This is a genomic window from Streptomyces sp. NBC_00876 (genome assembly GCF_045207435.1).
Taxonomy (GTDB): Bacteria; Actinomycetota; Actinomycetes; order Streptomycetales; family Streptomycetaceae; genus Streptomyces.
Genome location: NZ_CP108800.1, coordinates 3,552,544 through 3,571,793, shown reverse-complemented (window position 1 = coordinate 3,571,793; position 19,250 = coordinate 3,552,544). Strand labels below are relative to the sequence as shown.

15 protein-coding genes are annotated in these 19,250 nt (G+C 70.9%); 8 read left to right on the top strand and 7 right to left on the bottom strand.

Going from position 1 to position 19,250, the window contains the following annotated elements; translation table 11 throughout:
- The first annotated feature begins 155 nt into the window (after positions 1–155).
- From OG782_RS15630 to hemB, 5 genes are all read left to right on the top strand, one after another.
- A complete protein-coding gene (locus OG782_RS15630) occupies positions 156–926 on the top strand; it encodes a redox-sensing transcriptional repressor Rex (RefSeq protein ID WP_406451347.1) in 771 nt (256 codons plus the stop codon).
- Complete coding sequence (locus OG782_RS15625; protein WP_406451345.1) at positions 923–2,425, top strand: glutamyl-tRNA reductase; 1,503 nt, start codon at positions 923–925, stop codon at positions 2,423–2,425. Before OG782_RS15630 ends, OG782_RS15625 begins: the two co-directional genes overlap by 4 nt.
- Positions 2,422–3,408: a hydroxymethylbilane synthase gene (gene hemC, locus OG782_RS15620; RefSeq protein ID WP_406451343.1), complete on the top strand. Its 987-nt coding sequence runs from the start codon at positions 2,422–2,424 to the stop codon at positions 3,406–3,408. The genes OG782_RS15625 and hemC overlap by 4 nt, the downstream gene beginning before the upstream one ends.
- On the top strand, positions 3,405–5,072 hold the full coding sequence (locus tag OG782_RS15615) for a uroporphyrinogen-III synthase (RefSeq protein ID WP_406451341.1): 1,668 nt from the start codon (positions 3,405–3,407) through the stop codon (positions 5,070–5,072). Before hemC ends, OG782_RS15615 begins: the two co-directional genes overlap by 4 nt.
- A 129-nt stretch (positions 5,073–5,201) precedes the next feature.
- Positions 5,202–6,200 carry a porphobilinogen synthase gene (gene hemB, locus OG782_RS15610; protein ID WP_406451339.1) on the top strand — a complete coding sequence of 333 codons (999 nt, stop codon included), beginning with the start codon at positions 5,202–5,204 and terminating at the stop codon, positions 6,198–6,200.
- A gap of 48 nt (positions 6,201–6,248) precedes the next feature.
- On the opposite strand, the gene OG782_RS15605 is transcribed toward hemB, so the two are convergent.
- The 4 genes from OG782_RS15605 to OG782_RS15590 form a co-directional block, all read right to left on the bottom strand.
- Positions 6,249–6,593 (bottom strand): hypothetical protein, encoded by a 345-nt coding sequence (locus OG782_RS15605; protein ID WP_406451337.1) that lies wholly within the window; start codon positions 6,591–6,593, stop codon positions 6,249–6,251.
- A gap of 190 nt (positions 6,594–6,783) precedes the next feature.
- Positions 6,784–8,643 carry a transglycosylase domain-containing protein gene (locus OG782_RS15600; protein WP_406451335.1) on the bottom strand — a complete coding sequence of 620 codons (1,860 nt, stop codon included), beginning with the start codon at positions 8,641–8,643 and terminating at the stop codon, positions 6,784–6,786.
- A 316-nt stretch (positions 8,644–8,959) separates the two neighbouring features.
- Positions 8,960–9,748, bottom strand: coding sequence for a DUF4253 domain-containing protein (locus OG782_RS15595; RefSeq protein ID WP_406451333.1), 789 nt, complete (start codon positions 9,746–9,748; stop codon positions 8,960–8,962).
- A gap of 127 nt (positions 9,749–9,875) precedes the next feature.
- Positions 9,876–10,685, bottom strand: coding sequence for a HEAT repeat domain-containing protein (locus OG782_RS15590; RefSeq protein WP_406451331.1), 810 nt, complete (start codon positions 10,683–10,685; stop codon positions 9,876–9,878).
- A gap of 117 nt (positions 10,686–10,802) precedes the next feature.
- Between OG782_RS15590 and OG782_RS15585 the strand changes: the two genes are divergently transcribed.
- Positions 10,803–11,252, top strand: coding sequence for a DUF3224 domain-containing protein (locus OG782_RS15585; protein ID WP_406451329.1), 450 nt, complete (start codon positions 10,803–10,805; stop codon positions 11,250–11,252).
- On the opposite strand, the gene OG782_RS15580 is transcribed toward OG782_RS15585, so the two are convergent.
- Complete coding sequence (locus OG782_RS15580; protein WP_406451327.1) at positions 11,246–12,016, bottom strand: DUF4232 domain-containing protein; 771 nt, start codon at positions 12,014–12,016, stop codon at positions 11,246–11,248. The two genes, OG782_RS15585 and OG782_RS15580, sit on opposite strands and share 7 nt — an antisense overlap.
- A gap of 416 nt (positions 12,017–12,432) precedes the next feature.
- On the opposite strand from OG782_RS15580, the gene OG782_RS15575 reads away from it, so the two are divergent.
- The gene (locus OG782_RS15575) at positions 12,433–13,935 is read left to right on the top strand and encodes a helix-turn-helix domain-containing protein (RefSeq protein ID WP_406451325.1); all 1,503 of its coding nucleotides are present in this window, start codon (positions 12,433–12,435) and stop codon (positions 13,933–13,935) included.
- A gap of 88 nt (positions 13,936–14,023) precedes the next feature.
- Here OG782_RS15575 and OG782_RS15570 read toward each other — a convergent pair whose 3' ends face one another.
- Positions 14,024–15,304: a choice-of-anchor A family protein gene (locus tag OG782_RS15570; RefSeq protein WP_406451323.1), complete on the bottom strand. Its 1,281-nt coding sequence runs from the start codon at positions 15,302–15,304 to the stop codon at positions 14,024–14,026.
- Positions 15,305–15,527: 223 nt separating this feature from the next.
- Positions 15,528–17,318 (bottom strand): arginine--tRNA ligase, encoded by a 1,791-nt coding sequence (gene argS / locus OG782_RS15565; protein ID WP_406451321.1) that lies wholly within the window; start codon positions 17,316–17,318, stop codon positions 15,528–15,530.
- Positions 17,319–17,453: 135 nt separating this feature from the next.
- On the opposite strand from argS, the gene lysS reads away from it, so the two are divergent.
- Positions 17,454–19,217, top strand: coding sequence for a lysine--tRNA ligase (lysS, locus tag OG782_RS15560; protein WP_406459097.1), 1,764 nt, complete (start codon positions 17,454–17,456; stop codon positions 19,215–19,217).
- Positions 19,218–19,250 lie beyond the last annotated feature (33 nt).

Here is a 19,250-nt window from a genome sequence, read left to right as displayed (position 1 = left end):
GGATCGCGCGGCGAATGCGCGTGACCCCGGTCACTTTGACCGGACAAAACGGACACTATCTTTGTGCACGCGTTCACAAAGACATAGCCTGCATTCGACGGGGCGGTCCTGGGACATACGGCCGCCTGCAGCCCCGCTCATCCCGCAGGAGCACCGTGGCAACTGGCCGAAATCACCGACCGGCGACCCGTAGCCGAGGAATTCCCGAGGCCACCGTCGCCCGACTTCCGCTGTATCTCCGCGCACTGACCGCGCTCTCCGAGCGTTCGGTCCCCACGGTCTCCTCCGAGGAGCTCGCCGCGGCGGCAGGGGTCAATTCCGCGAAGCTGCGCAAGGACTTCAGCTATCTCGGCTCGTACGGGACGCGCGGCGTCGGCTACGACGTCGAGTATCTCGTCTACCAGATCTCCCGTGAGCTCGGCCTCACCCAGGACTGGCCGGTCGCCATCATCGGTATCGGCAACCTCGGTGCCGCACTCGCCAACTACGGCGGCTTCGCCTCCCGCGGCTTCCGGGTCGCCGCGCTGATCGACGCCGACCCCGCGATGGCCGGAACGCCCGTCGCCGGGATCCCCGTCCAGCACGCCGACGACCTGGACCGCATCATCAGCGAGAACGGCGTGTCGATCGGTGTGATCACCACCCCGCCCGGCGCGGCCCAGCAGGTCTGCGACCGGCTCGTCGCCGCGGGCGTCACCTCGATCCTGAACTTCGCCCCGACCGTGCTCTCGGTGCCCGAGGGCGTCGACGTGCGCAAGGTCGACCTCTCCATCGAGCTGCAGATCCTCGCCTTCCACGAGCAGCGCAAGGCCGGCGAGGAAGCCGCCGCGGACAACGGCCCCGACCCTGCCGCGCCGCCCGTGCGCGCCACGACCGGCAGCCGGAAGGGACCCGACGGGGACATGCCCGCCGTGATGCCGGCATGAGTCTCCTTCTCGTCGGGCTGAGCCACCGCAGCGCCCCCGTCTCCGTACTGGAGCGGGCCTCGCTGTCGGCCGACACGCAGGCCAAGCTGCTGCAGGACGCCCTCGCGGCCGAGCCCGCGGCCGAGGCCGCCGTCCTCGCCACCTGCAACCGCATCGAGCTGTACGCCGACGTGGACAAGTTCCACGCGGGCGTCGCCGAGCTGTCCACCCTGCTCGCCCAGCACAGCGGCGTCGGTCTGGACGAGCTCACTCCGTACCTCTATGTGCACTACGAGGACCGGGCCGTCCACCACCTCTTCTCGGTGGCCTGCGGACTGGACTCGATGGTCGTGGGCGAGGGCCAGATCCTCGGCCAGATCAAGGACGCGCTGGCGCTGGGGCAGGAGCTCCACACCGCCGGCCGGCTGCTGAACGACCTCTTCCAGCAGGCCCTGCGGGTCGGCAAGCGCGCCCACAGCGAGACCGGGATCGACCGGGCCGGGCAGTCGCTCGTCACCTTCGGCCTGGAGCAGCTCGCCGACGGGCGCGACCCCGGCGACTGGGCGAAGGGCAAGCGCGCCCTGGTGATCGGCGCGGGCTCGATGTCCTCGCTGGCCGCCGCGACCCTGGCCCGTACCGGAGTCGCCGAGATCGTCGTCGCCAACCGCACCCGGGCCCGCGCCGACCGGCTGGTGGAGATCCTCAACCAGGCCGACGGTACGGGCGTGGCCGCCCATGCCGTGGAGATGGCCGCGGTCTCCGACGAACTGACACGTGCCGATGTCGTCGTCTCCTGCACCGGTGCCACCGGTCTCGTGCTGAGCGCCGAGGCCGTCGCCGGGGCGCTCGGACTGGACTTCGACGCCGCGCGGCCGGCGTCCGCCGCGCCCGTGTCCGCGCCGCCCGCCGAGCCGGATCAGCACGCCGCGTGGGTGGAGAACGGTTTTTCCACCGCGACCGCGCAGGAGCGCGCCGTACGCCGACGGGGCACCGTGCCCGCCCAGTCCACCGGCCCCGTCCGGCTCGCCCTGCTGGACCTCGCGATGCCGCGTGACATCGACGGGGGCACGGCCCGCCTCGACGGTGTGCGCCTCGTCGACATCGAGTCGCTCGCCGAGGCGTCCGCGGACGCCCCGATGGCCGCCGATGTGGACCAGGTGCGCACCATCGTCGCCGACGAGGTCGCCGCCTTCGGTGCCGCCCAGCGCGCCGCCCACGTCGCTCCCACCGTCGTCGCCCTGCGCACGATGGCCGCCGGAGTGGTCGCGGGCGAGATCGCGCGGCTGGACGGACGCCTCCCCGACCTGGACGAGAAGCAGCGCGCCGAGATCTCGCAGACCGTGCGCCGCGTCGTCGACAAGCTCCTGCACGCGCCCACCGTGCGGGTCAAGCAGCTCGCCAGCGAGCCCGGCGGCGCCGGGTACGCCGATGCGCTGCGAGAACTCTTCGACCTCGACCCGCAGACGGTCGCCGCCGTCTCCCGGGCAGACCTGAACGACCCGAATCGAGGGCGGTCATGACCGACAACTCACCCCTGGGCGCGGGGGCCACCAAGCCGCTGCGGCTGGGGACCCGGCGCAGCAAGCTCGCCATGGCGCAGTCCGGCCTCGTCGCCGACGCGGTCAGCGAGGTGACCGGGCGCGCCGTCGAACTCGTCGAGATCACCACGTACGGGGACACCTCCAAGGAGCACCTCGCGCAGATCGGCGGGACCGGTGTGTTCGTCGCCGCGCTGCGCGAAGCGCTGCTGCGCGGCGAGGTGGACTTCGCCGTCCACTCGCTCAAGGACCTGCCGACCACGCCGCACGAGGGCCTCGTACTGGCCGCCGTGCCGGTGCGCGAGGACCCGCGCGACGCGCTGGTGGCGCGCGACGGGCTGACCTTCGAGCAGCTGCCGTCCGGCGCCCGCATCGGCACCGGATCGCCGCGCCGCATGGCGCAGCTCAACGCGTACGCCCGCGGCCACGGCCTCGACATCGAGACCGTGCCGATCCGCGGCAACGTCGATACGCGTATCGGATTTGTACGAAGCGGTGAACTCGACGCGGTGGTACTCGCCGCGGCCGGGCTCAGCCGCCTCGGACGGAGCGGTGAGGTGACCGACTTCCTGTCGGTCGACACCGTTCTGCCCGCTCCCGGCCAGGGAGCACTGGCGATCGAGTGCGCTGCCGCCAGCGCCGACCTCGCCGCCGCGCTCGCCGAGCTCGACGACCCGTACACCCGGGCCGCCGTGACCGCCGAGCGTGCCCTGCTCGCCGCCCTGGAGGCCGGCTGCTCCGCACCTGTGGGTGCGCTGGCCGACCTCCTGGCCGACGGTCAGGCTGTCAACGAACTGCGCCTGCGCGGTGTCGTCGGTTCCACCGACGGTTCCTCGCTGGTGCAGCTGTCCACCACCGGTCCCGTCCCCACGTCGCACGACGACGCGGCGGCCCTCGGTCGCGAACTCGCGGCCGAGATGCTTGCCAAGGGTGCGGCCGGTCTTATGGGGGAGCGAGCACTTTGAGCCCCAACGGCCCCGCCGCATCCGATTTCCCGGTCCTGTCCGCAGGGCACGTCACCTTCCTCGGCGCCGGTCCCGGCGACCCGGGACTGCTGACTCTGCGCGCCGTCGAGGCGCTTGCGAGCGCGGACGTTCTTGTCGCCGAGCCGGACGTTCTCGGCGTCGTCCGCTGTCATGCGCGGGCAGGCGTAAGCACGCCTGAACTGACGGTTGTTGACGCGCAGTCAACAGCCGCCGGGGTACCCGTTCTCAGGGATGCGGCCAATCTTGTCATGGAGGCCGCGAAGGGCGGCAGGCGGGTCGTCCGTGCCGTCTCCGGTGATCCCGGACTGGACGGCAACGCGGGCGGCGAGATGCTGGCCTGCGCCGCCGCCGGCATTCCCTTCGAGGTCGTTCCCGGCGTCGCCAACGTCGTGGGGGTGCCCGCGTACGCCGGGGTGCCGCTGCGTGACGCCCAGGGCGCGGACGTCCGGTTCATCGACGCCCGTACCGCGTCCGACCGCTGCTGGAGCGAGGTCGGCGCGAGCGACGCCACCTGCGTCATCTCGACGTCGCTCGACTCGGTGGCCGCGGCCGCCGGCGAGCTGGTCTCGGCGGGCCGCAAGCCCGACACCCCGCTGACGGTGACCGCCGCCGGTACGACGACGCGCCAGCGCACCTGGACGGCGACGCTCGGCACGATCGCCCAGGTCTTCAAGCAGGGCAAGATCCTGCCCTCGCCGGACGGGCACCAGCCCGTCATAGCCGTGGTCGGGGAGCGAAGCTCTGCCGCCCAGCGCGACCAGCTGGCGTGGTTCGAGTCCAAGCCGATGTTCGGCTGGAAGGTGCTCGTACCGCGGACGAAGGAGCAGTCCGCTTCTCTCTCCGACCAGCTGCGTTCGTACGGCGCGGTGCCGCACGAGGTCCCGACGATCGCCGTCGAGCCGCCGCGTACGCCCCAGCAGATGGAGCGCGCGGTCAAGGGCCTGGTCACGGGCCGCTACGAGTGGATCGCCTTCACCAGCGTCAACGCCGTGAAGGCCGTCCGGGAGAAGTTCGAGGAGTACGGGCTCGACGCCCGTGCCTTCGCCGGGATCAAGGTCGCGGCCGTCGGCGAGCAGACCGCCGCCGCGCTCGTCGACTTCGGTGTGAAGCCGGACCTGGTGCCGTCCGGTGAGCAGTCCGCCGCCGGTCTGCTGGAGGACTGGCCGCCGTACGACCCGGTCTTCGATCCGATCGACCGTGTCTTCCTGCCGCGTGCCGACATCGCCACCGAGACGCTGGTGGCCGGGCTCATCGAGCTCGGCTGGGAGGTCGACGACGTCACCGCGTACCGCACGGTCCGCGCCTCGCCGCCGCCCGCCGACACGCGTGAGGCGATCAAGGGCGGCGGTTTCGACGCGGTGCTCTTCACCTCGTCCTCGACCGTGCGCAACCTCGTCGGCATCGCCGGCAAGCCGCACAACGTGACGATCATCGCGTGTATCGGCCCGGCCACGGCGAAGACCGCCGAGGAGCACGGTCTGCGCGTGGACGTCCTGTCCCCGGAGCCCTCGGTGCACAAGCTGGCCGAGGCCCTCGCCGAGTTCGGTGCGCAGCGCCGGGACGCGGCGAAGGAGGCCGGTGACCCGGTGACGCGGCCCAGCGAGCGCCGTCCGGGTGCGCGGCGGCGTCGTACGACGACCTGATCCGGCGTGCTGTGTGCGGGGCCCGGCCGCTTCTTCGTGAAGCGGCCGGGCCCCGTCCGTTCTCCCGGCCCTCTTTTTCCGGCAGAGGTGTCGGTAAGAGCGTGATGTGTACGGGTCTAGTCTCGAAGGATGACTGTGTACGGAAACTTCCCCGGCTCACGCCCCCGGCGGCTGCGGACGACTCCTGTGATGCGGCGGATGGTCGCCGAGACACGGCTCGACCCGGCGAATCTGATCCTGCCCGCCTTCGTGCGCGAGGGCATCGACGCGCCGGTCCCCATCTCGGCCATGCCCGGCGTGCAGCAGCACACCCTGGACACCCTGCGGAAGGCCGCGGTGGACGCGGTCTCGGCGGGCGTCTCCGGGATCATGCTGTTCGGTGTGCCGCTGGAGGAGAAGAAGGACGCCCGCGGCACGGCGGGCACCGACCCGGACGGCATCCTCCAGCTCGGTCTGCGGGCGGTGCGCGAGGAGGTCGGTGACGATCTCGTCGTCATGTCCGACCTCTGTCTGGACGAGACCACCGACCACGGCCACTGCGGTGTGCTGACCGAGGACGGCCGGGTCGACAACGACGCGACGCTGGAGCGGTACGCGGAGATGGCCCAGGTCCAGGCCGACGCGGGCGCCCATGTGGTGGGCCCCAGCGGCATGATGGACGGCCAGGTCGGCGTGATCCGTGACGCGCTGGACCAGACCGGGTACGAGGACGTGTCGATCCTCGCGTACACGGCGAAGTACTCCTCCGCGTTCTACGGCCCGTTCCGCGAGGCCGTCGGCTCCTCGCTCAAGGGCGACCGCAAGACGTACCAGCAGGACCCGGCCAACCTCCGTGAGTCGATGCGCGAGCTGGCGCTCGACCTTGCCGAGGGTGCGGACATGGTCATGGTCAAGCCGGCCGGACCCTACCTCGACGTCCTGGCGAAGGTCGCGGACTCGGTGGACGTGCCGGTCGCCGCGTACCAGATCAGTGGCGAGTACTCGATGATCGAGGCCGCCGCGGAGAAGGGCTGGATCGACCGGGACGTGGCGATTCTGGAGAGCCTGACGGGCATCCGGCGGGCCGGGGCGCAGATGATCCTGACGTACTGGGCGACGGAGGTCGCGCAGCGGCTGGGCCGCCGTTAGGGCTCCTGCCCGGCCCTGGGTACGGGGATGGCGCGCGGCCGGCCGCGCTCAGGGCCAGTCGATCAGGGCGGCGAACGCCACGTAGGCGACGACCACCGTGGCAGGTGCGAGCACGGCGGCCGGGACGGCGGCCGGCGGTCGGCGGATGCTGAGTACCCAGCTCGCGACCACCAGCAGCAGTGACAGCACGAGGCCGCAGGAGAGCACCGGCGAGGCGATGTCGAAGCTTGCGTCGAAGCGGTCGGACTGGGCGTCCGAGCAGGAGTCGCATGCCATCGGCGAGAGCGCGCTGAAGAAGAGGGCGACGAGCGCGAGCGGCAGCGTCACCAGTGTGGAGATCAGTGCGGCGATCCACGTGCGCGGACGCCGGGGAGTCAGGGTTTCCTCGGGCATGCGTACGATTCAACTCGGTCCGGGCGGACGCCACATGAGTTGTCGTACTCAGTCCGGCCGCAACGGCCGGGCATGGTGGCTGAGTGCCCCCCGGGCAGTCACCTGGCGGACGGCACGCACGTGAAGTGCGTGAAGTCCCGCCCGGCCCGTGACGTACTCCGGGCGCGGGGCGGGACTTCTGCGTAACCGGCTACTTTCCGGTGGCGTAGGACGTCCAGATGCGGAGCGGGAGGGCGTTGCCGCGCTCCGTGTCGTCGCCGCCCACGCCCTGCATTCCCAGCAGTTGAGGGGTGCCCGGCTTGTTGCGGAACACCGTCACGGCCGTGGTCAGTCCCTCGGCGTGGCCGACGAACCAGGCCGACCTCATCCGGTCGTCCGCATCGGTCGCGCCGGCCGAGAGGTCGTCGAGGACGCTGGAACCGGAGAGCGCGTCGAACTGCCTGTCGCGCGCCAGCGACGTCCAGGCCGCGATCCCCAGGGTGTTCCTCACATCGTTCGCCACCGAGGCGTCCATCGCGCGCTGCGGCTCGGGCTTCCCGAAGCCCTCGACCGTCTCGCCGTCCCGCGTCATCCCGGTCACCGAGTAGGGATCGGCCCTGAGACCTTCGTTGTTGAAGGCGCCGTACGCGTCGGCCATCCTGACCGCGCTCGGTGTGGACGTGCCGAGGGGGAAGGACTTGTCCAGGCGGGCCAGGCTCTCCTCGTGCAGCCCGGCCGCGACCGCCAGCTCCTTCACCTTCTTCAGCCCGATCTGCTTGCCGAGCCGTACGAAGGTGACGCTGGCCGACCTGATCAGCGCGTCGCGCAGGGTCGTCTCCACCGTGACCTGCACCGGGGCGGGATGGGCGCCCGGCCGGTCCGTGGGCGTCAGCACGGGCGGGCGGCTCCTGACCAGACGCCCGGTGCTGTCATAGCCGCTGTCCAGGGTGATTCCGTCGCCGTTCTGAAGGGCCGCGGCCAGCACGAAGGGCTTGAAGGCCGAGCCGACGGGGACGCCCGCGGTGTCGGCGTTGTTGGCGAAGCGGGTGGTCGCGTCCGCTCCGCCGTACACCGCGACCACGGCCCCGTCAGTGGGCCGCACGGATGCGGCGCCGACCTCGACGTACTTGTCGGCGGAGCGCTTCTCGGGGGCGAGGTCGCGCTTGCGTATGCTCCGCACGGCCCGCTCCAGCTGCCGCACCCTGTCCTTCTCGAAGGTGGTGTGCACCCGGTAGCCGCCCCGGGCGAGGTCCTTGGCCGTGAGACCCGAGCGCTTCTTGATGTACTTGTTGGCGATGTCGACGAGGTAACCCGTCTGGCCGCCGAGGCTGGTCGGCTTGACGGCCTTCAGCGGCTCGGGGAACTTCGTGTAGGTGTCCCGTTCGGCCTGCGTCATCATGCCGATCGCGACCTGCCGGTCCAGGACCCACTTCCAGCGGTCGACGGCGCGCTCGTGGTTGCCCTTGCCGCCGGCGGGATCGTACTCCTCCGCACCCTTGAGCAGCGACGCGAGCACCGCCGTCCGGCTGGGGTCGAGCCGCTTCGCGGGGATGCCGTAGTACGTGACCGCCGCTGCCTGGATGCCGTAGGCGCCGCGGCCGAACCAGCTGGTGTTCAGATATCCCTGGAGGATCTTCTCCTTGCTCTGCTGGTTGCTCAGCTTGATGGAGATGAAGAACTCCTTGAACTTCCGGGACGCCGACTGCTCCTGGCTGAGGTAGGTGTTCTTCACGTACTGCTGGGTGATGGTGGAACCGCCCTGCGTTTCACCGCCCTTGACCATACTGACGGCCGCGCGGGCGATGCCCGTCAGCGATACCCCCTGGTCGGAGTAGAAGGTCTCGTTCTCGGCGGCGATGACCGCGTGCTCCATCGAGTCGGGTATGTCGTCGAGCGTGACGTTCTGCCGGTTGACCGCGCCCACGCTCACCAACTGGCTGCCGTCCGCCCAGTAGTAGACGGTGCCCTGCCGGCGCGCCTCGGAGTTCTCGTCGGGTATGTCGACCGACACGTACACCGCGGCGAACAGCCCGGCCAGCGCACCGGCTCCGAGCAGGACCCCGCTCAGCATCTGTCGCCACGAAGGGACCCAGCGACGCCAGTTGGTTCTCCCCCGGCGGGGATAGTCGACTCGGCGCCCTTGCGGGCGTTTCGGGCGGATGGTGCGGATGGGGCGTCGGGGCATGCTTCAGCTCCTGGTTCACCGTCCGCGGCGGGGGCGCGGACTTGTGAGAGGAGATGTTCCGGATCACGAGCAGGTTGTCTGGAGCCCGACGGGAATTCGACAGCTCAGGCCGCCGGTTGGGGCCCCGGGCCGCGAGGATGCGGGCCGCTCCCTCGCCCCGGTGTCCGTGACCACGGAGGAGCGCTGTCCCCGGTGGTGCGCCTCAGTCCCACCAGAACGACCAGGTCTCCCGGCCCAGCAGCGCTTCGGCCGCGTACTTCTCCAGGCTGTCCAGCGCGGACTGCTCGACGTTGTCCGGGCAGAACGCGAAGTGCTCGGCGGCCAGGGCCAGCGCCTCCGCTTCCGTGGTGGGCGGGCGCGCCACGCTGACGGTCAGGGTGTCGAAGCCGAGCGCCAGGACCCGTATGCCGAAGCGGTCCTCCCAGGAGCGGAGCACCGCGCAGAGCCGGGCCACGTCGTTCTCGTGGTTGAGCGGCCCGCTCCAGCCGATCGCCGCCGGGATGTCCGCACTGCGCCTCGCCGGAACGAGCGCCGGCCGGGCACCGGCCTGCCCCATGCCGTCGTCGGTGAGCATGTCCGCCATCTCGGCCGCCAGCTCCTCCGGGCTGTCCGGGCCCTCGGCCAGGGGTACGGGCGCCAGCCCGGGCCAGGCGTTCTCGGTGTCGAGCTCGTCCTGCGCGTACGCGTCCCAGACCTCGCTCAGGACGTCCTCGGCGTCATGGTCGCCGGGGTACGAGGTGCCGGCCGGATCGAGGTCCCACGCCTCGGGTCCCTGGTCGCGCCTGCCGCGGTCGATGAGCACGGGCAGCAGCCCGAGGCCCCGCCCCGCATCGCGCAACGAGGCCCAACTGCCGGGGGTCGCGGGCCCGTCCGCGTACCAGAGCAGCGGTTCGTGCCACGGCCCGTCGGTCGTGGCGTCCACGAGTGCGCCGGGCGGGAGTTCAAGCCCTGACGTGGCCAGGGACGGGAGCGGGTTCGGAAGCGTCGCCATGTCGAGGAGCGTACGGGCGGCCACTGACAACGGGTCGCCCAGCAACCGATGTGCGCGGCGAAGACCGTCCAGGCGGCGGGGGTGAGGATGAGGATGAGTGTGGGGTTCTGCGGGGTGATGGTCCGGGTCAGGACCGGGTCAGCCGGTCGGTGAGGTCGACGGCTTCGCGCACGTCCTCGTCCGGGTCCTGGGACAGGCGCCGGAGCAGCGAGTCGACGCCGGGGGTCGACCAGCCGGCCACCGCCTCGACCAGGGCAGTCCGGACGCCGGCGTCGGGGTGGCCGGCGAGGTGGGCCAGTTGGGCGAGCGGGCCGCGTCGGCGCATTCCGAGCCAGTGGAGCGCCGCGCACAGCTGGACGCCGTCGCCCGGGTCGCCGGCTTCGGCGATCCGTTTGAGGAGTACGGGAGTTGCGGGCGCCGGGCCGTCGAGCGGGTGCGGTCGGCGGCGGCGCAGGCGCTGCGATCCGTACTCGCCGCGTACCCGGCAGCCGTAACAGGTGCAGGGCGCCTTGCCGTTGGCGTCGGGGAAGTAGCGCCAGCCGGTGACCTGGCGGACCACGCGCACGCGGTGGATCTCGGCCCGGGTGGCGGCCCGGGGGAGGAAGACCTCCCAGCCGCGCGGGTCCTCCAGCGCGGCCACCCGGCGCACGGCGTCGCCCGCCGTGGTGGCGGTATGGGACCGGCCCGGACGGTTGCTGTAGTGGCCGACCGTGACGGGTTCGTCGTCCGGCAGCCTCAGTTGGACGGCGACGAGGCCGCGCGGGCCGCCGTGGCGGGCGAGCTCACGCAGCCACTGGTGGGTCAGCGTGTAGGAGGGCAGGACCGGGAAGCAGTACAGGCCCCTGTCGCCGTCCCGGCCGTGACTGGCGGCCCGTACCCCGGACTTCCGGATGCGGACCGCGTTCGCGGCGGTTGTCAGGTGGACGAACATGGCCATGGCCCCGATCGTAGGGGGAGGGGCGGGAGCGGGCACGGTCGGGGAGTGGGGCGGACTCGGGCCCGGATCGGCGGGTTCTCTGCCGTGGATCCCTGCCGTGTCCCTACGATCAACGCCATGAGAGCCTCTGCGACCTTCACCGTCACCTCGTTCGTCCCGGCCGGTCTGAAGCCCGAACCCGAGGTCACCACCGCGCTTCCCGTCGGCATCGCGACCATCGTGAAGAGCTTCGAGGGGGAGATCACGGGGCGTTCGACGACCCTGTTCACCGCCGCCTTCGACCAGGCCGCCGGCGTGGGCACGTACGTGGCGATGGAGTCCTTCGAGGGTGCGGTGGACGGCCGCGAGGGCACGTTCAACTTCGTGCACTCGGCCGCGACGAGCGGCGACGACCGCGTCAACGAGTTCTTCGCGATCGTGCCGTCCAGCGGAACCGGCGCACTGGCCGGCATCCGTGGGGGCGGCGGGCTGGCCGTCGACGGGGACGGCACGCACCGGATCTGGTTCGACTTCGACTTCGACGCGGACATTGACGCCGGCGCCGGTCCCAGGGACGGGAGTCAGTAGGTGAGCGCGTCGTCCATGCTCATCTGCCAGTAGGTGACGCTCAGGCTGTCGTCCACGAACACGCTCTTGGAGAGGGGCACCCTGACCTCCGGGCCGGTGTTGTCGGAGTTGCCGTCGCGGTTCTGGAAACTGACGCTCAGGTCCTTGGTGGAGTAGCCGTTCGAGCCGCTGCCGTCGCCCGCCGAGGTCATGACGCCGGCGTAGACGGACTGGCCCGGGTTGATGGTCGCCACCGCCTGCGGCTTGCTGTCCTCGAAGGTCTTCGGAACGGACTGGGCCTCGCCGAACCGCAGGTAGGGGTAGTAGTAGGCGTTGCAGGCCTTCGAGCCGGTGTTGGTCATCGTGAGCAGCATGTGGTTGACCGGCCGCTGCACCTCGGTCATCGCCAGCTTGGTGTTCGCTCCGGTGCAGGTCTCCGTGACCTTGCCGTCGCCCTTCGGCTTGGTCTTGGCCGTGCCGCCACCGGAGCCCGAGCCCGAGCCCGACCCCGAACCGGAACCCGAACCGGAATCCGAGCCCGAATCCGAGCCCGAACCGGCGGAGTCCTTGCCCTGGTCGGTGGCCGGGGTCCCCGAGCCCTTGTCGTCGGAGGCGCCGGAGCTCTCTGCCGGGGTCTGGGAGGACGAGCCGGCCGGAGTGGAGGCGCTGGGGCCGGCCGCCGCTTCGTCATCGCCCTGGCAGGCCGTCAGGGACAGGGATGCGATCAGGGCGACGGCCCCGAGGGCAGAGGTGCGGGCGGCGCGGCGGAAGCGAAGAGTACGCATGAGAGGCCTTTTCCGTTCGGAAGGTGTTGTGGAGTGTGGGGCGCCGCTTTGGCGCACCGGGAGCTGACAGATGTACTGGACAATGACGTGCGGTCAGAGGTGCCAGAGGAGCGCGATGACGGTTGCGACCGAGGCGATCAGAACTCCTGCGGCCACTGCGTCGGTCAGGCTGAGTTGAGTACGAGTACGCACGGCGGCTCCCGGGGACGGGCAGTTGGTGGATGTACGAGTCGCGCTGCTCGCCCTTGCCGGGGTGCTGCTGCGGTGTGTTCCCACATCGTGTCCGGTCCTCGAATCCGGTGGCAACGGTTGCCGGCCGGTACGGGACGCTGGAACGGAAATGTGGCCTCTGACCTGCGACGACATCACCTGCCTGGAACGCCGTTCCGGGAGGGTAGGAGAGGGGAACGGTCAGGGTGGGCACGGAGATCCAGGACTTCGCCGCATTGCTCAGGGGGCTGAAGGAGCGCTCGGGGCTGAGTTACGGAGCGCTCGCCCAGAAGCTGCACATGAGCACCTCCACGATCCACCGGTACTGCAACGGTGACGCGGTCCCGCACGACTACGCGCCGGTCGAACGGTTCGCGCGCGTGTGCCGTGCGCGGTCGGAGGAACTGGTGGCGCTGCACCGGCAGTGGATCCTGGCCGACGAGGCGAAGCGGCGGGGGGCCCGGAGGGCGGAGGCTGCCGGGGCGGTCGGGCCGGCGGCGGTGACGTCGGAGTTCGCGGCCTCGCCGCCGCCCGAGCCGGTGAACCGGCCGGAGCCGCGACAGGAGCCGGAGCCGGAGCCGGAACCGGTGACCTGGCCAGAACCGGAATCAGAACACGAGCCGGAACGGGAGCCGGTGCCGGGGCCGGTGCCGGTGCCGGGGCCACACTCGGAGTTGGTGCCGGTGCCCGTGCCGGAGCCGGATTCCGCTGCTGAGGATGTGACACCGGATGCGCGGCACGCCGGTCCCGCTCCGGTCCCTGGCCGGTTGTCCGGCAAGCGGCTGCGGGTCCTGCTCGCGGCCGTCGCGGTGGTGGCGCTCACCGTGCCCGCCGCGCTGGTGATCAGCAACTACTCGGGCGACCGTACACACGACGAGGGGATGGACAGGCCCCGCAGCAACTCACCGGCCACGCCGAGCCGGAGCGGCAGCGCGTCACCGTCACCGAGCCCTTCGAAACCCTCGCCGTCCGCCACCGGCGGCTCCGCGACGCCCTCCGCCACGGCCACGAGGTCCACCGGCCCCCGGGGGACGGACGGGAAGGGGAAGAAGAGCACCGGGTCCCAGGGGGTCCCGGTGACCGCCACCATCAGTTCGTACAACTGGGACTGGCCCTGCGGGCAGTACTTCCTGCTCGACCGGGATCCCCGGGGCATGCCGCCGGTGCCCGATGTCCAGGACAGGGCCAGGCGCAACTGGGCCGCACAGCTGGGCGGGGTGGACGGGGGCGGCATGCTGCTCGAACTCACCCTCCAGGGAGCTTCGCAGGAGGCGGTCGTACTGAACGCGCTCCATGTCCGGGTGGTCTCGCAGGCGCCGGCCAACGACTGGCCCGCGTACTCGATGGGGGAGGGCTGCGGGGGCGGCATCGCGCCGCAGACGTTCGACATCGACCTGGACGGCAGCCAGCCCGTCTCGCGGCCGGTCGCCGGTGAGGACGCCGGCAAGGTCGTTCCGGCGAAGAACTTTCCGTACCGGGTGAGCTCCACCGACGTTGAGGTGTTCCACCTCAACGCGCACACCGAGGGCCACGACGTGACCTGGTACCTGGAGCTGGAGTGGTCCAGCGGGGGCCGGAGCGGCACGGTGCGCATCGACGACAACGGCAAACCGTTCCGTACGGCAAGCATGAGGGACCGGCCCGTGTATGAGTACAGGTCCGATACGGCCGAGTGGGAGGACATCTCGGAGTCGCTGGAGGGCAACTGACGGCGGCCGGCGGGCCCGCACGCGGGAACGGGGCGGCGGGGCGGGGCCGGCGCGGGAATCCCGCGCCGGCCCCGCCCCGCCTTGTGCGTCAGGCCTGCTTGCGGCGGCGGGCCGCCACGACCAGGCCGGCGCCCGCGGCGAGTACCACCGCACCACCGATGACGATGGGGATCGTGCCGTTGCTGCCGGTCGAGGCCAGGTCGCCTTCATCGCCACCGGCGGCACCCGGAGTGGAACTGCCGGACGGGGCCGCTGTGGTGGGCGTCGCGGATCCGGACGGGCTGTCGGACCCGGTGGCGGTCGGGGACGGCGATGTCACCGGGGCCGACGGGGTGCCCGTCGCCGGCGGCGTCGTTCCGGGGGTGCCGCTCGGGGTGGTGGAGGGAGACGGGGTCTTTCCGCCGGGGGCCTCGGGGAGGCAGCCGGTGAAGGGGAAGTGGTGCGTCTCGGCCCCGCCCGAACCGTGCAGGGAGGCCACCCACACCGAACCGTTGACCGGTGCCGCCGTTCCCAGCTCCAGGTGGGCCTTGGGGGCGAGCACGCTGCCCGGCCAGGCGGCCTGACTGTTCTTCGTGATCTTGGTGGCGTCGGGGAAGTTCCACAGCAGCCTGGCCCGCACCTTGCCGTCGGACGCGCTCTGCAGCTTGTCGTCCAGGACGTAGTCCTGACCGCCCGCCAGGAAGAAGCCGGTGGTGCGGGCGGCCGCCATGTCGTACTCCTGGCCGCTGACGTTGACGATCGTCGTCGCTCCGGCCGGAACCTTGATGAAGACCTCCTTGGCCTTCTCCAGCTGGTCCGCCGGTACCGAGAAGACGTTACGGCCGCTGTCGCCGCCCTCCAGCGTCAGCCGGTTCCCGTCGAGCCGTACCCGGGCGCCGGAGGTCGCGGGCTCCTCGGCCAGCGCTGCGGAGTAGGACCCGAGCTTGGCGAACTCCGCCTCGAAGTCGATGAGGTCGGCCTTCTGGCTGAAGCTGCCGTTGTGGAGTTCGACGGCGCGGTCCGAGACCTTGCCGCCGACGGCCGCGTTGCCCTTCATCACGACGGTGGCCGAACCACCGTTGAGCAGGTTGCCGCGGACGACGAGCGACGCCCGGCCGGGCAGGGCGTCGACCTCGGCGGCCGACAGCTCGTTGGCGACGCTGAACCCGCCCCGGAAGTCCGCGTTGCCGCCGACGGCCACGGCACCCTCCGCGTCGGGGGAGTGGGTGTCGTCCCCGAGGACGAACTCGCCGTACTTACCGGCGATTCCGAACGCGTCGGTGGTGCAGTCCGTCGTGGCGGGGGTGGCCTGGGCGGCCGGTGCGACGGTGAGCCCGAGTACCAGGGCGCCGCCGAGTGCCGCGAGGGCAGCAGTGGTGGGTATACGCATGATGCGTGGTTCTCCTGCGCAGCAGTTATGAAAGTTCCGTGGAGACTTCGGTCATGATTTCCCTACATATGAAAATTGGTCAAGTCCAATGACGGAACCCGCCGGGAACCCGTCCGCCGTGCGGCCGGGCCGAGCAGCCGGAGACGGAACGAGGGCGGGGCCCGGCTCACCGAAGTGTGCCGGGCCCCGCCCTCGTCGTCCGCGTGTGCGGCGGTGGCGACTCTCAGAGCCGCTCGGGGGTCCTGATGCCGAGCAGCGCCATGCCCCGGTGCAGGGTGCGGGCGGTGAGCTCGACGAGGAAGAGCCGGTTCTCCACGACCTCGGCCGGGTTGTCGTCGCTCAGCACCTGGCACTGGTCGTAGAACGTGGTGAGGTGCGAGGCGAGCTGGTAGAGGTACGCGGCCAGCTTGTGCGGCTCGTAGCCGGCCGCCACCTCGGACAGAACTTCGCCGAACTGGTCCAGGTGCAGACCCAGCGCCCGCTCGGCCGGGGCCAGTTCCAGCTCCGGGTGCGCGACCGGCTTCGCGTCGCCGGCCTTGCGCAGGATCGACCGGATCCGGGCGTACGCGTACTGGAGGTACACCGACGTGTCGCCGTGCAGCGACACCATCTGGTCCAGGTCGAACTTGTAGTCCCGCACGGCCGAGGTCGACAGGTCGGCGTACTTCACGGCGCCGATGCCGACGTACCGGCCGTTCTCGACGATCTCCTCCTCGGAGAGACCGATCTTCTCGGCCTTCTCCCGGACCACGGCCGTAGCCCGCTCGACCGCCTCGTCCAGCAGGTCCTCCAGTCGGACGGTGACACCCTCACGGGTCTTGAACGGCTTGCCGTCCTTGCCGAGGAGCGTGCCGAACGCGAGCTGGTGCGCCTTGACGTGCTCGTTCAGCCAGCCCGCCCTGCGGGCCGTCTCGAAGACCATCTTGAAGTGCAGGGACTGCCGCGAGTCCACCACGTACAGCAGGCTGTCCGCCTTGAGGTTCTGCACCCGGTCGCGGAGCGCGGAGAGGTCGGTCGCCGCGTAGCCGTAACCGCCGTTCGTCTTCTTGACGATCAGCGGGGTCGGGTTGCCGTCCGGTCCCTTCACGTCGTCGAAGAAGACGCAGAGCGCACCCTCGGAGCGGACGGCGACGCCCGTCTCCTCCAGGATCCGGCAGGTCTCCTCCAGCATGTCGTTGTAGCCGGACTCGCCGATGATGTCGGGGTCGCTGATCTCCATGTCGAGCTTGTCGAAGACGGAGTAGAAGTAGATCTTCGACTCGTCGACGAACCGCTGCCACATGGCGAGCGTCTCCGGCTCACCGGCCTGGAGCGCGACCACCCGGTCCCGCGAGCGGGCCTTGAACTCCTCGTCGGAGTCGAAGAGGACCCGCGAGGCCTTGTAGAGCCGGTTGAGCGAGGACATGGCGGCCTCGCCGTCGGCCCCGTCACCCTCGCCGCCGTCGTGGTTCAGCTCGTCGGGGTGCTCGATCAGATACTGGATGAGCATGCCGAACTGGGTGCCCCAGTCGCCGATGTGGTGCCGCCGGACGACGGACTCGCCGGTGAACTCCAGGATCTGCACCATCGCGTCGCCGATCACGGCGGACCGCAGGTGACCGACGTGCATCTCCTTGGCCACGTTCGGCTGGGCGTAGTCGATGACGGTGGTGCCGGCGGCGCTGTTGTACGGCACGCCGAGCCGGCCCCCCTCGTCCGCGGCGCGCGCGGCGAGCGTCTCGATGATCGCCTTGTCCGAGAGCGTGATGTTCAGGAACCCGGGCCCCGACACCTCGATGTCCTTGATCAGGTCCGTCGCCGGGAGGGCGGCCGTGACCTGGGCGGCCAGCTCGCGCGGGTTGCCCTTGAGCTTCTTGGCGAGCGCCAGGATGCCGTTGGCCTGGAAGTCGGCCCGGTCGCTTCGGCGCAGCAGCGGGTCCGCGGTGCCGGCATCCGGCAGCGCTGCCGTCAGGGCGTCCGCCAGCTGCTGCTGGAGCGTGGAAGCGAGGGAATTGACCGAGCCGTGCTCAGGCATGGGACGGGCTGCCGTTTCCGTAGGGGTACAAGGGATGACCCCAAGTATCCCACGGCCTGTAAAGCCGTTTTCGCGCTGTGGGCGGTACCTGGGAGAATGAGGATCGCCCCTATGAGTCCTACAAGAGAGAAGGACGTGCCGACCGTGGCTCAGAGTCAGAGCAGCACCGAGACCGACTGGGTCTCCCGCTTCGCGGACGAGGTCATCGCCGAATCGGAGCGTCGTGCGCCTGGCAAACCGGTCGTCGTCGCGTCCGGTCTCTCGCCGTCGGGCCCGATCCACCTGGGCAACCTCCGTGAGGTCATGACCCCGCACCTGGTCGCCGACGAGATCCGCCGCCGCGGGTACACCGTCCGGCACCTGATCTCGTGGGACGACTACGACCGCTACCGCAAGGTCCCCAACGGGGTCGAGGGCGTCGACGCGTCCTGGGCCGAGCACATCGGCAAGCCGCTGACCTCGGTGCCCGCCCCGGCCGGATCCGCGTATCCGAACTGGGCCGAGCACTTCAGGGCCGCCATGACGGCGGCCCTGGACGAGCTGGGTGTCGAGTACGACGGAATCAGCCAGACGGAGCAGTACCGGGCGGGGACGTACCGCGAGCAGATCCTGCACGCCATGCGCCACCGCGCGGACATCGACGCCGTCCTGGACCGCTACCGGACCAAGAAGGACCCGGCGGCGGGCGGTGCCAAGGGCGGCAAGAAGCCGCAGCAGAAGAAGGTCGACGAGGCCGAGCTGGAGGCCGAGGCGGGCTCCGGCGCGGCGAGCGAGGACGACGGCAGCGGCGGCTCGGCCGGTTACTTCCCGTACAAGCCCTTCTGCGGCAACTGCGAGAAGGACCTGACGACGGTCACGTCGTACGACGACGAGAGCACCGAGCTGAACTACACCTGCTCGGCCTGCGGCTTCGCCGAAACGGTCCGGCTCAAGGAGTTCAACCGCGGCAAGCTGGTCTGGAAGGTCGACTGGCCGATGCGCTGGGCGTACGAGGGCGTGATCTTCGAGCCGAGCGGGGTGGACCACTCCTCGCCCGGGTCGTCGTTCGTCGTCGGCGGTCAGATCGTCCGCGAGATCTTCGACGGTGTGCAGCCGATCGGACCGATGTACGCGTTCGTCGGCATCTCCGGCATGGCGAAGATGTCCTCCTCCAAGGGCGGCGTGCCGACCCCGGCCGACGCGCTGAAGATCATGGAGGCGCCGCTGCTGCGCTGGCTGTACGCGCGCCGCAGGCCCAACCAGTCCTTCAAGATCGCCTTCGACCAGGAGATCCAGCGGCTCTACGACGAGTGGGACTCGCTGGAGCGCAAGGTCGCCGACGGCTCCGTGCTGCCCGCCGACGCCGCCGCGTACGCGCGGGCGATCGGGACGGCCGCCGGTGAGCTGCCGCGCACGCCGCGCCCGCTGCCGTACCGCACCCTCGCCTCGGTCGCCGACATCACGGCCGGGGCCGAGGACCAGACGCTGCGCATCCTCAGCGAGCTGGACCCCTCGAGCCCGCTGACCTCGCTGGACGAGGTCAGGCCCCGGCTCGACCGGGCCGAGAGCTGGATCACCACCCAGGTCCCGGCCGAGGCCCGCACCATCGTCCGCGACGAGCCGGACAAGGAACTCCTCGGCTCGCTGGACGAGCAGGGGCGCGAGTCGCTGCGGCTGCTCCTGGAGGGGCTGGACTCGCACTGGTCGCTGGACGGACTGACCACGCTCGTCTACGGCGTGCCGAAGGTCCTGGCCGGTCTGGAGGCCGACGCCAAGCCGACGCCCGAGCTGAAGACGGCGCAGCGGTCGTTCTTCGCGCTGCTGTACCGGCTGCTGGTCAGCCGGGACACCGGCCCGCGCCTGCCCACCCTGCTGCTCGCGGTCGGGGCCGACCGGGTGCGCAGGCTGCTCGGCGCGTAACCGCGTATGTACGAATGACGAAGGGCCGTCACC

Excerpts from the sequence above, each read along its gene's own strand:
- OG782_RS15585 (WP_406451329.1), top strand. The coding sequence starts at position 10,803 with ATGAGAGCCTCTGCGACCTTCACCGTCACCTCGTTCGTCCCGGCCGGT.
- OG782_RS15600 (WP_406451335.1), bottom strand. The coding sequence starts at position 8,643 with ATGCTGAGCGGGGTCCTGCTCGGAGCCGGTGCGCTGGCCGGGCTGTTC.
- argS (WP_406451321.1), bottom strand. The coding sequence starts at position 17,318 with ATGCCTGAGCACGGCTCGGTCAATTCCCTCGCTTCCACGCTCCAGCAG.
- OG782_RS15625 (WP_406451345.1), top strand. The coding sequence starts at position 923 with ATGAGTCTCCTTCTCGTCGGGCTGAGCCACCGCAGCGCCCCCGTCTCC.
- OG782_RS15590 (WP_406451331.1), bottom strand. The coding sequence starts at position 10,685 with ATGGCCATGTTCGTCCACCTGACAACCGCCGCGAACGCGGTCCGCATC.
- OG782_RS15580 (WP_406451327.1), bottom strand. The coding sequence starts at position 12,016 with ATGCGTACTCTTCGCTTCCGCCGCGCCGCCCGCACCTCTGCCCTCGGG.
- OG782_RS15605 (WP_406451337.1), bottom strand. The coding sequence starts at position 6,593 with ATGCCCGAGGAAACCCTGACTCCCCGGCGTCCGCGCACGTGGATCGCC.
- OG782_RS15570 (WP_406451323.1), bottom strand. The coding sequence starts at position 15,304 with ATGCGTATACCCACCACTGCTGCCCTCGCGGCACTCGGCGGCGCCCTG.
- hemB (WP_406451339.1), top strand. The coding sequence starts at position 5,202 with ATGACTGTGTACGGAAACTTCCCCGGCTCACGCCCCCGGCGGCTGCGG.
- OG782_RS15595 (WP_406451333.1), bottom strand. The coding sequence starts at position 9,748 with ATGGCGACGCTTCCGAACCCGCTCCCGTCCCTGGCCACGTCAGGGCTT.
- hemC (WP_406451343.1), top strand. The coding sequence starts at position 2,422 with ATGACCGACAACTCACCCCTGGGCGCGGGGGCCACCAAGCCGCTGCGG.